This is a genomic window from Amycolatopsis rifamycinica (genome assembly GCF_000695625.1).
Taxonomy (GTDB): domain Bacteria; phylum Actinomycetota; class Actinomycetes; order Mycobacteriales; family Pseudonocardiaceae; genus Amycolatopsis; species Amycolatopsis rifamycinica.
Genome location: NZ_JMQI01000069.1, coordinates 1 through 12,166 on the forward strand (window position 1 = coordinate 1; position 12,166 = coordinate 12,166).

A 12,166-nucleotide genomic window follows, 5' to 3' on the forward strand; every position below is an offset into this window, starting at 1 on the left:
AAGCAGGTCGCCGCCCTCGGCGCCCGCATCCTCGCCCACCTCGCACCCGACGGCGCAGAACCCGACAACACCGAACCCGTAATCCCGCCCCGGGAACTGTTCCTCCGCCGGAAAAGAACCGGCGTGTGGGAGCTGAACGGCCGATTCGACGATGAGACCGGCACCCGCGCCAGCGCCCTGTTGGACGCCCTGGCCGAACGCCGCACCAGCGACGACGGCCCCGACCACCGCACCCACCCCCAACGCTACGGCGACGCGTTCTCCGACGCCCTGAACCTGGCCCTCAACTCACCAGATTTGCCGATGCAGGCCGGGGAACGCGCCCACGTCATGGTCGCCGTCTCCCTGCAAGACCTGAAATCCGGCGTTGGCAAAGCCACCCTCGGCGACACCGGACAAATGACCGCGGCCGAAGCGCGGGTCCACGCCTGCGACGCCATGATCATCCCCGCAGTCCTCGGCGACAAAAGCGAACCCCTCAACCTGGGCCGACTCCGCCGCCTCATCTCCGCCGGACTCCGCCGCGCCCTGTTCCTGCGCGACCGCGGCTGCGCCTTCCCCGGCTGCCACCGCCCACCACGACATTGCCAAGGTCACCACATCCGGCACTGGGCCGATGGCGGCCCCACCGATCTGATCAACCTGGTACTGATGTGCGCCCACCACCATCGGCTGCTGCACCGCTCCGGCTGGGAAGTCCGCATCGCCGCCGATGGCCTCCCGGAGTTCCTGCCACCGGTGTTCATCGACAGACGCCGAAAACCCCGACGCAACAACCTCCACGAACCCCTGCCCTTCGCAGCCTGAGCCAACCGAACACGGGACAGGCCCGCAGCCACACGGCTACGGGCCTACACCCACGCAACCTCGCACCTCCGGCGAGCCATCCGACCCCAGCCGGCCGCAGCCGACCGCAGGGCCCCAGGCAGCCCCAGTCGGCCGCAGCCGCCCCAGTTGGCCGCAGTCGGCCGCAGCCGCCCCAGCCGGCCGCAGTCGGCCGCAGCCGGCCTCAGCGGCCCAGTCGGCCCCCCACCGGAGCCGGTCCAGTTGGTCGGAGCCGGTCCAGTCGGTCGGAGTCGGCCCAGTTGGCCGGAGTCGGCCCAGTCGGTCGGAGTCGGCCCAGTTGGCCGGAGTCGGCCCAGTTGGCCGGAGTCGGCCCAGTCGGTCGAAGTTGGCCCGGTTGGTCGGAGTCGGCCCAGTTGGCCGGAGTCGGGCCCAGCCGACCGGAGCCGGCCCCAGCTGACCGCGGTCGGCCCCAGTCAGCCCAGTCGGCCACAGCCAGTCCCAGCCGGTCGCAGCCGGCCGCAGCTGACCGCAGTCGGCCCCAGCCGACCGCGCGCAGCCGACCCCAGTCGGCCGCAGCCGCCCCCGGCCGCTCCCGGGCTCGCCGCACTTGCCGGCCGTTGACTACACCCGGGCCGGGCGATACACGCCAGGCCGGCGTGAGCTATTGGCCCGTCCAGCGAGGCTCCCGCCCCGCGCTCCAAGCCGCATAAAACTCCTTGTGGTCCTTCGCCGTCATCAGCAAGGCCTGCGTGATCGCCTCCAGCTCGATCGCGCTGCCCAGGTCCATGTCCAGCTCGCGGGTCAGCAGCACCTTCGTCGTCGCGTACGCCAGTGCCGGGCCGTCGGCCAGCCGGCGCGCCAACGCCGCGGCCGTAGAAGCCAGCGAAGCGTCCGGGACCACCTGGGAAGCCAAGCCGATCTCCGCAGCCCGCGAAGCCGAGATCTTGTCCCCGAGGATCAACAGCTCCGTCGCGCGGCCGAGGCCGACCAGTCGCGGCAACAGGTATGCCGACCCCATGTCCGCCCCCGCCAAGCCGACCTTCGTGAACAGGAACGCGAACTTCGCCGACTCCGCCAGCAAGCGGAAGTCGCTGGCCAGTGCGATCACCGAGCCCGCTCCCGCCGCCACTCCGTTGACCGCCGCGATCACCGGGAGGGGGCACTCGCGCAGGGCCTTCACCACCGCGCCCGTCATGCGGGTGAACTCCAGCAGCTCCGCCGTCTCGAACTTCTGCAGCTCGCCGATGATCTCCTCGACGTCGCCGCCCGAACAGAAGCCGCGGCCCTGGCCGGTGATCACCAGGACCCGGACGTCTTCGTGCTGCGGGAGCTCGATGATCAGGTCGCGCAGATCCGCGTACACCTCGAACGTCAGCGCGTTGAGCTTCGAAGGACGCGTGAACGTCACCGTGGCCACCCCGTCGGCCACCGTGAACTCGAAGTGCTCCCACTCCTTCGTCAGCGGAGCGGTTGCGCGGAACGGGCTCATGACTGGATTCCTCCGCCGTCGAGTACGAGGGTCTGGCCGTTGATCGCGGCGGCCTCCGGGGCCGCCAGGAAGGTCACCGCGAACGCCACTTCCGACGGCTCCAGCAGCCGGCCGAGCGGGGACGCCGCCGCCAGCGCCGCCTCCGCCTCCGATGTGGACCGTCCGGAGCGCGAGACGATCCGCTCCACCGAGGTCGCCGTCATGTCGGTGCGGACGAACGCCGGGCACACCGCGTTCGCCGTGACGCCGGTGCCGGCCAGCTCAGCCGCCACCGCGCGCATGAAGCCCACCGCCGCGTGCTTCGAGGCCGTGTACCCGGCCGTGTAGCGGTAGCCGACGTGTGAAGCCGTCGACGCCACCGTCACGATCCGGCCGCTGTCGCGCGAGCGCATGCCCTCCAGCACCGCACGCGTGCAGAGGAACGCGCCCGTGGCGTTCACCTCGAACTGCGCGCGCCAGTCGGCCAGCGAAGTCCGGGAAACCGGGGCGCTGGACGAGATCCCGGCGTTGTTGACCAGCACGTCGACCGGGCCCACCGACGCGAAATACGCGGCCACGGCTTCCTCGGACGTCACGTCGCATTCCGTGCGGCCCGGCGCCAGTACGGTGTCGCCGAGAGAACGGAACCGGTCCGCGATCGCCGCGCCGATGCCGCGGGTGCCGCCGGTGACCACCACCCGGCGGCTCACGGGCGGGCCGCCAGGGCACGCCGGTCGAGCTTTCCGTTGGCCGTGCGGGGGAGTTCGGTCACGAAGACCACCTCGCGGGGGTACTTGTGCTTGGCCAGGTGGGCCTTCGCGTGGTTCTTGAGCTCATCAGCCGACACCGGAGAGCGCGCCACGACGTACGCGCGCGGCACGACCAGGCCGTCGACCTCGATGCCGACCACCGCGCAGTCCACCACGGCGGCGTGGCCGAGCAGGCAGTCCTCGATCTCGCCGGGTGCGACGAACACGCCACCGACCTTGAGCAGCGCGTCGGCGCGGCCGTGGTGGCGGAAGTACCCGTCCGGGGAGCGGCTGAACAGGTCGCCCGAGGTCAGCGTGTCGCCGTCGAACGTCCGCGCGGACTTCTCCGGATCGCCGAAGTACTCCAGCGCGATCGTCGGCCCGGTCACGCGCAGCGGCCCGATTTCCCCGTCCGGCAGCGGGTTCCCGGACTCGTCGACGACCTCGGCCGTGTACCCGGGCACGGGTGTGCCGAGCGTGCCGGCGCGGGCGGCGCCCGGGCGGTTCGACAGGTAGATGTGGTACGCCTCGGACGAGCCGATCCCGTCCACCACCGGCACCCCGAAGGCCGCGTCCCACCTGCGGTGCAGCTCCGGGGGCAGCGCCTCGCCCGCCGACGTCGTCATCCGCAGGCAGCTCAGGTCCTGCTCCGCGGCGGCCGGGTGGGCGACCATCGCGCTCATCATGGTCGGCACGTTGACCAGCACCGTCGGCCGGTACTTCGCGATCAGCTCGAACATCAGGTCCGCCGTGCTGCGCTCCGGGAAGGCGATGCCGGCCGCCCCGACGCCGAACGGGAACAGGGCCACCAGGTCGCGCGCGTACCCGAAGAACAGCTTCGGCACGGCCAGAACCGTGTCGTCCTCCCGCAGGCCGAGCACGCCGACGGCGTACCGTTCGAAACTCTCCCGAGGACTGCGCAGAGGATGCACGCACGCCTTGGGCGCGCCGGTGCTGCCCGTGGTGAACTTCCAGATCCCGATGTCGTCCACAGTGGTCGGTGCCGCCGCCAGCGAGTCCGCCGCGGCGTCCACCAGCGTCCCGAACGGACGCTCACCGGGCAGCAGCTCCGCTTCGGGCACGCCCGTGACGAGCAACCCGGTGGCGCCCGCCGCACGCAGCGCGGGCAGCGTGACGGCGTCCGCGAGCACCGCGACGGCCTCGGTGTAGCCGAGGTAGTAGGCGTAGTCCTTGGGCTGCAGGAACGGGTACACCTCGGCGGTGACCGCGCCGATCTTCTGCGCGCCGTACCAGGCGGCGACGAACTCGTCGCCGTCGCTCAGCGCCAGCAGCACCCGCTGTCCTCTTCGGACACCGGCGTCCAGCAGCACGTTGCCGGCGCGGTTGGCGTGCCGGGCCAGCTCCGCGTAGCTGATCGAACGGTCCCCGGCGTGCAGGGCGGTGCGGTCGCCGCGGCCTTCGGCCACGTGCCGGTCGAGGAAGTGCGTGGCGAGGTTGAACGGCTCACTCACGGGCCAGCTCCCGGATCGCTTCCACCAGCAGGTCGGTCAACGTCGAGAAGGTTTCCTCGCCTTCGCGCGCGGTCGCCTCGGCGGGCTTGCCGCAGTACGCGTCGGTCATGCCCATCTCGGCGAACCCGCCGTCTTCGGGAGCGGCGGCGAGGCTGACCGGCACGTGCGGCAGCGTCCGCATCAGCGCCTGGTCCACCAGCTCGGGCCGGTCGGCGAGCACCAGCGACGTCTCGTACCGCCCGGCGTGGCACTCGCCCGACCGGAACTCCTCGGTCAGCCGCCGCGCGTGCCGCCGCCGGACCAGGTCGAGCAGGGCGACGCGGCCGTCGTAGGCGAAGTTCAGCGTCTCCACGGCGCGCCGCAGCGTGACCAGGTGCGCGGGCTCGAAGTGGTTGTTGACCAGCAGGATCCGCCGGAACCGCTGGCCGATCAGCGCCGCGCCGATGTCGACGAGCAGCGAGTGCAGCGTCTCCTCGCCGACGTGGATCCCGCCGGGGAACCCGGCCGCGAACCGCGTCACGCCGTAGGGGACCTCCGGCAGGACCAGCACGTGGACGTCCTCGTCGGCGGCCAGCCGCTCCGCCGCCCGCTCGCACATCCCGCGGGAGATCAGCGGGTCCGTGCCCAGCGGCGCGTGCGGGCCGTGCGGCTCGATCGCGCCGCACGGCAGCAGCAGCACCGGGACGCGGTCACCCGAAGCCAGCTCGCCGGCCTGGCGCGAGGTGAGGTCCGCGAAGTACGTCACGCAAATCAAGCTACACCGCAGCGACCTGAGGTGTATAGAGTTGCGCCCATGCCCACCGATGCCTTCGAAACCGGCCCTCAGGAGCTGGTCGTGACGTTGCTGGGCAGCTACGTGCACCCGCGCGAAACCCGCCGGGTGTGGTCGGGCGGCCTGGTCGCGGTGCTCGCCGAGCTGGGCTTCTCCGACGGCGCCGCCCGGATCGCGCTCACCCGCCTGGTGCGCCGCGGCCTGCTGCAGCGCCACCGCGAAGGCCGCACCGTGCACTACTCGCTGACCCGGCGCACGGTGGCGCTGCTCGCCGACGGCGACCGCCGGATCTTCTCCCTCGGCCGCCGCGAGCGCGCCGCGGGCGAGTGGACCGTGCTGTGGCAGAGCATCCCCGAGAGCCGTCGCCAGGCCAGGGAACGACTGGTCAGGCGGCTGCGGTTCCTCGGGTTCGGGCCGTACTCCGACGGCACCTGGATCGCCCCGCACGACCGCGAGGCCGAGGTCGTCGCCCTGCTCGGCGAACTCGACGTCACCGAGCACGCCGGGCTGCTGCTCGGCCGCCCGTCGGCCGCGCTGGACGTCCGCCGGTTCGCCGGCCGGGCCTGGGACCTCGACGACCTGGCCGCGCGGTACGCCGCGTTCGCCGGCCAGTTCGGCGGGTACCGGGACAAGGAGATCTCCGACGCCGAGGCGTTCGAGGTGCGCACCCGGCTGGTGCACACCTTCCGGATGTTCCCGTCGCTCGACCCGGAACTGCCCGCCGACCTGGTGCCCGCCCCGGACCGCCGTGCAGCGGCGGTCGAGCTGTTCCACGACCTGTACACCGCGCTCGCGCAACCCGCGCAACGCCATTTCGACGAGGTGACCCGAGGATGACCGAACCCAGCCAAGCGACCCAGGAAGCCTTGAGCTACACCTCGTACCTCGGGCTGGACGAAGTGCTGAACGCACAGCGCATGCGCTCCGACGAACACGACGAGCTGCTGTTCATCGTGATCCACCAGGTGTACGAGCTGTGGTTCAAGCAGATCCTGCACGAAGCCGCCTTCCTGCAGGCGAACCTGGAAAAGGGCAACACCGCGCATTCGATCCGCACGCTGCGCCGGATCCTCACCATCCTCAAGGTCGCGGTGGCGCAGATCGACGTGCTGGAAACCATGACGCCCAGCCAGTTCACCAGTTTCCGCGCCCGTTTGGACGCTTCGAGCGGCTTCCAGTCGGCCCAGTTCCGCGAACTGGAAGCGGTGCTGGGGCGGCGCGACGAGCGCGTGTTCGCGCACTACCCCGAGGACGGCGAGCAGCGGAAACGCATTGCCGAAGCGATGGCGCGACCGTCCTTGTTCGACTCTTTTCTCACGTATCTCAAGGTTTCTGGCTATGCCGTCGACTGTGACCGAGACGTCACTCGACCGGTGGAGCCGTCCCCGGCCCTGCAGGCGATATTGCTGGACGTGTACAGCGACGACGGGGGACCCTCGGTCGTCGCGGAGTGTCTGGTCGATCTCGACGAAGGGATGCAGGAGTGGCGCTACCGGCACGTGAAGATGGTCGAACGCACCATCGGCGACAAGACCGGGACGGGAGGATCATCCGGCGCGACCTACCTGCGTACCACGCTGTTCCAGCCGATGTTCCCGGATCTCTGGGCCGTACGGAGCCGACTGTGACCACTTTGGACGATCTGCGCGCGGACGCCAACAGCCTCGCCGCGCACTACACCCGGTTCGCGGTGGCCGACCGCCTCCTGCTGTCCGGGCACTCGCACCAGGCCTGGCCGGACGTCGCCGAGGAGGGGCTGTGCGAGTCCTTCGCCGACGCCGCCCGGGACGTCGACGGCAAGTGGGAGCGCGCCTTCGCGAAGGCGGACCAGCTGCGCGCCGGCTTCCGCCTGCTGCTCGGCGACCCGCACGGCGAGTACGCGCTCGGCGCGAGCACGCACGACCTGGTCCTGCGCTTCCTCTCGGCGATGGAGCTCCCGCGGCGGCCGCGCCTGGTCACCACCGACGGCGAGTTCCACACGCTGCGCCGTCAGCTCGCCCGCCTCGAGGAGGAGGGCGTCGAGGTGGTGCGGGTGCCGCTCGACCCGGTGACGACGCTCGCCGAGCGGGTGGCCGGCGAGGTCGACGGCACCACCGCGGCGGTGCTCGTCTCGGCCGTGCTGTTCGAGACGTCGAGACTCGTGCCCGGCCTCGCGCACCTGGCCGACGTCTGCCGCGACCGCTCGATCGAGCTCGTCGTCGACGCCTACCACGCGCTCGGCGTCGTGCCGTTCCCGCTGCACGACCTCGGGCTCACCAACGCCTGGGTGCTCGGCGGCGGCTACAAGTACCTGCAGCTGGGCGAGGGCAACTGCTTCCTGCGGCTGCCCGCGCACGCCCAGGAGCTGCGCCCGGTGATCACCGGCTGGTACGCCGAGTTCGGTGCCCTGGCCGACGAACGCCACCCCGGCCAGGTGCCCTACGCCATCGGCGGCGACCGGTTCGCCGGTGCCACCTACGACCCGGCCAGCCACTACCGCGGCGTCCGGGTCCAGCGGTTCTTCGCCGAGCACGGGCTGACCCCGGAGTTCCTGCGCGAGGTGTCCCAGCACCAGGTGGGCCTGCTCGCGTCGGTGTTCGACGAATTGGCACTGCCTGCGGACGTCGTCACCCGCGACCGCGAGACGCCGCTCGGGATGCTCGGCGGGTTCCTCTCGCTGCGCTGCGCCGACGCCGCCGGGCTGCAGGCGGCGCTGGCCGCCCACGGCGTCCGCACCGACAGCCGGGGGCAGTACCTGCGCTTCGGCCCGGCGCCGTACCTCTCCGACACCCAGCTCGAGACGGCGATGAACACCCTCGGCACGGTGGTGCGCGACGGCGGCACTTTCTCGTGAAAGTGGCGCCGCTCCCGGAACTACCGGTCCGTATGGCGGGACTTCCCCTGGTCTCACGATCACCGGGGATCTAGGTTGGTCCCGGGCACCCGACCGGACGACCTCCGCCGGGCACCCGACCACCCGTGAAGCGCGTCCCGGCCACGAAACCGGGCGCGGATGACAAAGGAGTCACCACCGTGACCGAAGGAGTGTTCGCCCGGGGCACCGGGCACGAACAAGTCGTGTACTGCCACGACCAGGCCAGTGGCCTCAAGGCCATCATCGGCATCTACTCCACCGCGCTCGGCCCCGCACTGGGCGGGACGCGCTTCCACCCCTACGCCACCGAGTCCGACGCGCTCGACGACGTCCTCGCGCTGTCGAAGGGCATGGCGTACAAGAACGCGCTGGCCGGGCTCGACCTCGGCGGCGGCAAGGCCGTCATCATCGGCGACCCGAAGACGCTCAAGTCCGAAGCGCTGCTGCGCGCGTACGGGCGCTTCGTGCAGTCCTTGGGCGGCCGCTACATCACGGCGTGCGACGTGGGCACGTACGTGCAGGACATGGACGTCGTGGCCCGCGAGTGCCAGTACGTCACCGGCCGCTCGCCCGAGGACGGCGGGGCCGGCGACTCGTCCGTGCTCACCGCGTTCGGCGTCTTCCAGGGCATGCGGGCCTCGGCCGAACAGGTCTGGGGCAGCCCGGACCTGGCCGGCAGGCGCGTCGGCGTGGCCGGCGTCGGCAAGGTCGGGCACATCCTCGTCGGGCACCTCGTCGAAGCGGGGGCGGAGGTGACGATCACCGACGTCTACGCGCCGGCGATCGAACGGACCCGGTCGATCCACCCGGACGTGCGGGTGGTGTCCGATGTGGACACGCTGCTGCGCACCGAACTGGACGTCTTCGCGCCGTGCGCGCTCGGCGGGGTGCTGAACGACGAAACGGTGCCGGTGCTCGGCGCCCGGATCGTCTGCGGCGCGGCGAACAACCAGCTCGCGCACGCGGGCATCGACAAGCAGCTCGCCGACCGGGGCGTCCTGTACGCCCCGGACTACCTGGTGAACGCCGGCGGCGTGATCCAGGTCGACGACGAGCGCCACGGCTTCAACTTCGAGCGGGCGAAGCGCAAGACCACGGCCATCTACGACACGACGAAGGCCGTGTTCGCGCTGGCCGAGGCCGACGGCGTGCCCCCGGCGACGGCGGCCGACCGGCTCGCCGAGCGGCGGATGGCGGAGGTCGGGCGGCTGCGGTCCATCATGACCGGGTGAGTCTTCCCGCGTTCTTCGAAGCGGTGGGTGTGCGGGGGTTCCTGCACGCCCGCCGTCTCGGATCGCCGGCTGCCGTCGGCGTGGACGCCGATGCGCCGGTCGTCCTGGCGTCGGTGGTCAAGGTGCCGCTGGCGTACGAGTTCGCCCGCCAGGTGGCCGCGGGGTTGCTCGACCCGGCGGACCGGGTCCGGGTGACGGCGGCGGACCGCCTGGGCGGCACCGGTTCGGCGGGATTCGCCGACGACGTCTCCTACAGCCTGCGGGACGCGGCGCTGCTGGCCCTTTCGGTGTCCGACAACACGGCCGCGGACCTGCTGTTCGACCGCGTGGGCGTGGACAACGTCCGGTCGCTGCTGGCCGAGCTCGGCCTGACGCGCACGACGGTGATCGGCGCGCCGCGGGACGTGCTGCGCACGATCATCGAAGACACTTCGGCGGGCCACCCGGTGCGGGCGCTGGATCCACAACGGACTTCCGCGACGACGCCCCGCGAGATGACGACGCTGCTGTCGGCGATCTGGGCCGACGACGTGGGCGCACCGGTCCGCGAGTGGATGTCGGCCCAGGTCAGCTGGCACCGCCTGGCGGCCGGGTTCCCACCGGAGGTGGCGGTGGTGGGCAAGACGGGCACGATGCCGGGGATCCGCAACGAAATCGGCGTCGCGACCTACCCGGACGGCGCGGCGTACGCGGTGGCGGTGTTCACGGCCGGCGGAGCGGAGACGCTGCGGCGCCCGGACATCGACCGCGCGATCGGCGACGCCGCCCGGGCGGCGGTGGAGCGGCTGCGGTCGTAGTGGCGTCCCGCGCGGTCGATCAGCCCCGTTCGTAGAAGACGTCCCACGGCCGAGGGGTCTGCCCGGGCGGTACCAGGCGCGAGACACCGTCGTTCCCGAGAACCTCGGCCGCGAGCCCGGCGAGTTTCGCCGCCTGCGGGTGCGGGCTGGTCGCGGGCCAGGCGAACGCCATCCGGACCCGGAGCACGTCGCCTTCGAGGGGCCGCCACACCACCCGGGGTTCCTTGCGGGCGGCGGGCTCGAACGCCACGCCGTGGCCGGCCAGGACCAGGCCGAGCACGAACTCGGGGTTGCGGGCGTGCCGGATCGCGGCCGGGCGGAAGCCGTGGTCCCAGCAGGTGCGCAGCAGGGCGTCGTAGCTTCCGGGCGCGGCGGCGCGCGGCGCGTGGACCAGGCCTTCACCGGCCAGGTCGGCCAAGGCGAGCTCGGCGCGGCGGGCCAGCGGTGAGTCGCGGGGGAGGACCACGCCCAGCGGGGTGTCGACGGCCGGGCCGAGCTCGAGCCCGGCCACGTCCACCGGCAGCTGCAACAGTCCCGCGTCCAGGGAACGGTCGGCGAGCAGCCGGGCCTGCTCGGCCGTGGTGAGTTCCTGCAGATCCAGCCGGACGGCCGGGCACTCGTCGGCGAACCGCGTCAGGATCGCGGCGAGGATCCGGCCGGGCAGTTCCGGCGGCACGCCCGCGCGCAGGCTGTCCATCTCCCCGCGCTCGGCCTTCGCGACGAGCGCCGTCATGCGGTCCCAGCGGGAGAGCAGATCGCGGGCTTCGGCACGCAGCACTTCACCGGCTTCGGTGAGCGTGACGCGGCGGCCGCGTTCGAACAGCTTCGCGCCCAGCTCGGCTTCGAGCCGTTTGACGCGCTGGCTCAACGGCGGCTGCGCGATCCCGAGCCGTTCGGCGGCCCGGCCGAAGTGCAGTTCGTCGGCGACGACGAGGAAGTACCGCAGCGAACGAAGGTGGTCCACGCTGCGACGATAGCCGTTCATGTATCGATATCTCGTTTTTCCGATCTTGGACAGCGAGCCGCGACCCGTGGTCGGGTGTCCGTATGGACAAGGGATTGAGCAGGCGCGGGTTGTTCGGCGCGGGCGCGGCGGCGGCCGCCATCCTGGCGGGCACCCCGGCCACGGCGGCGGCTCGTTCGGCAATGACGTTGCGGTGGTGGGGCAACAACGGCTGGGAGATCCGCGTCGGGACCAAGACCGTCCTGATCGACCCGTGGCTCACCCGGTTCAAGACGGGGACGTACACCCCGGCGGGCGCGGACCCCCGCACCCCGCTCTCGGTGAACCGCGCGCTGATCGACGGTCACCTCGACCGCGGTTTCCTCCGCGCGGACCACATCCTGGTGACCCACGGCCACTACGACCACCTGACGGACGTGCCGTACCTGGCCGAACGCACCGGAGCCACGGTCATCGGCACCGAGACCCATTTGAGTCTCATGGCGGCCTTGGGCGCCCCGGAGGACCAGCTGGCGATCGCCACGGGCGGCGAGGACCTCACGTTCGACGGCTACTCGATCCGGGTGCTGCGCTCCCTGCATTCGGCCACGGGCAGCCGGGCCCAGGTGGCGTTCCCGGGCACCCGGACGCTGTCCCGCCGTGACCGGCCCCGGGTGATCTCGGACCTGCTGGAGGGCGGAACGCTGGCGTACGCGGTGTCCGGCGGGGGAGCGAGCGTGCTGAACTTGGGCGGCTCGAACTACCTCGAGTCGGAGTTGGCGGGCCTGCACCCGGACGTGGTGCTGCTGCCACCGGGCGGGGCGAAGGTGACGGACTACGTGCCGAGGCTGCTGCGGACGCTGGGGCACCCGCGGTGGGTGGCGGCGACGCATTGGGACGACTTCGACTTCCCGCTGGGGCAGGTGAAGGACGCGGGCGGCCTGGAGCCCTTGCGCAAGGCGGTGGCCGCGGCGAGCCCGGGGAGCGGGTTCGTGGTCCTGGACCACCTCGGGGAGTTCACGCCGTGATCCGCCGCGCCGGTACCGCGCCACCGTCCCGGACCTCCCCGGCCCGGCCCGGGCGGCCGCGGACG

12 protein-coding genes are annotated in these 12,166 nt (G+C 71.9%); 7 read left to right on the forward strand and 5 right to left on the reverse strand.

Translation table 11 applies throughout. The features are described from left to right. Positions 1–807, forward strand: an 807-nt coding sequence (locus DV20_RS33955; protein ID WP_043787284.1) for an HNH endonuclease signature motif containing protein, incomplete at its 5' end; no start/stop codon positions are given. Between the two features lie 640 nt (positions 808–1,447). On the opposite strand, the gene DV20_RS33960 is transcribed toward DV20_RS33955, so the two are convergent. The 4 genes from DV20_RS33960 to DV20_RS33975 are packed head-to-tail and all read right to left on the reverse strand — an operon-like array spanning position 1,448 to position 5,220. Next, positions 1,448–2,275 (reverse strand): enoyl-CoA hydratase family protein, encoded by an 828-nt coding sequence (locus DV20_RS33960; protein WP_043787286.1) that lies wholly within the window; start codon positions 2,273–2,275, stop codon positions 1,448–1,450. Beyond that, positions 2,272–2,964, reverse strand: a complete 693-nt coding sequence (locus DV20_RS33965) for an SDR family NAD(P)-dependent oxidoreductase (RefSeq protein WP_043787288.1) — start codon at positions 2,962–2,964, stop codon at positions 2,272–2,274. Before DV20_RS33965 ends, DV20_RS33960 begins: the two co-directional genes overlap by 4 nt. Then, positions 2,961–4,475 (reverse strand): benzoate-CoA ligase family protein, encoded by a 1,515-nt coding sequence (locus tag DV20_RS33970; protein WP_043787289.1) that lies wholly within the window; start codon positions 4,473–4,475, stop codon positions 2,961–2,963. The genes DV20_RS33965 and DV20_RS33970 overlap by 4 nt, the downstream gene beginning before the upstream one ends. Beyond that, entirely contained in the window at positions 4,468–5,220 is a 753-nt protein-coding gene (locus tag DV20_RS33975) for a creatininase family protein (protein ID WP_043787290.1), read from the reverse strand. The genes DV20_RS33970 and DV20_RS33975 overlap by 8 nt, the downstream gene beginning before the upstream one ends. Positions 5,221–5,268: 48 nt before the next feature. Between DV20_RS33975 and DV20_RS33980 the strand changes: the two genes are divergently transcribed. From DV20_RS33980 to DV20_RS34000, 5 genes are all read left to right on the forward strand, one after another. After that, a complete protein-coding gene (locus DV20_RS33980; protein WP_043787291.1) occupies positions 5,269–6,084 on the forward strand; it encodes a PaaX family transcriptional regulator in 816 nt (271 codons plus the stop codon). After that, positions 6,081–6,875 (forward strand): tryptophan 2,3-dioxygenase, encoded by a 795-nt coding sequence (locus DV20_RS33985; RefSeq protein ID WP_043787292.1) that lies wholly within the window; start codon positions 6,081–6,083, stop codon positions 6,873–6,875. Before DV20_RS33980 ends, DV20_RS33985 begins: the two co-directional genes overlap by 4 nt. Beyond that, positions 6,872–8,080 carry a kynureninase gene (locus tag DV20_RS33990; RefSeq protein ID WP_043787293.1) on the forward strand — a complete coding sequence of 403 codons (1,209 nt, stop codon included), beginning with the start codon at positions 6,872–6,874 and terminating at the stop codon, positions 8,078–8,080. The genes DV20_RS33985 and DV20_RS33990 overlap by 4 nt, the downstream gene beginning before the upstream one ends. Positions 8,081–8,259: 179 nt before the next feature. Next, the gene (locus tag DV20_RS33995; RefSeq protein WP_043787297.1) at positions 8,260–9,333 is read left to right on the forward strand and encodes a Glu/Leu/Phe/Val dehydrogenase dimerization domain-containing protein; all 1,074 of its coding nucleotides are present in this window, start codon (positions 8,260–8,262) and stop codon (positions 9,331–9,333) included. Next, positions 9,330–10,130, forward strand: coding sequence for a serine hydrolase (locus DV20_RS34000; RefSeq protein ID WP_043787294.1), 801 nt, complete (start codon positions 9,330–9,332; stop codon positions 10,128–10,130). The genes DV20_RS33995 and DV20_RS34000 overlap by 4 nt, the downstream gene beginning before the upstream one ends. 19 nt (positions 10,131–10,149) lie before the next feature. Here DV20_RS34000 and DV20_RS34005 read toward each other — a convergent pair whose 3' ends face one another. Next, positions 10,150–11,094, reverse strand: a complete 945-nt coding sequence (locus DV20_RS34005) for a LysR substrate-binding domain-containing protein (protein WP_043787295.1) — start codon at positions 11,092–11,094, stop codon at positions 10,150–10,152. An 83-nt stretch (positions 11,095–11,177) separates the two neighbouring features. On the opposite strand from DV20_RS34005, the gene DV20_RS34010 reads away from it, so the two are divergent. After that, positions 11,178–12,101, forward strand: coding sequence for an MBL fold metallo-hydrolase (locus DV20_RS34010; protein WP_043787296.1), 924 nt, complete (start codon positions 11,178–11,180; stop codon positions 12,099–12,101). Positions 12,102–12,166: the final 65 nt, after the last annotated feature.

What these genes read in the sequence shown, in the direction of transcription:
- DV20_RS33985 (WP_043787292.1), top strand. Translation starts at nt 6,081, where the DNA reads ATGACCGAACCCAGCCAAGCGACCCAGGAAGCCTTGAGCTACACCTCG.
- DV20_RS33960 (WP_043787286.1), bottom strand. Translation starts at nt 2,275, where the DNA reads ATGAGCCCGTTCCGCGCAACCGCTCCGCTGACGAAGGAGTGGGAGCAC.
- DV20_RS33980 (WP_043787291.1), top strand. Translation starts at nt 5,269, where the DNA reads ATGCCCACCGATGCCTTCGAAACCGGCCCTCAGGAGCTGGTCGTGACG.
- DV20_RS34010 (WP_043787296.1), top strand. Translation starts at nt 11,178, where the DNA reads ATGGACAAGGGATTGAGCAGGCGCGGGTTGTTCGGCGCGGGCGCGGCG.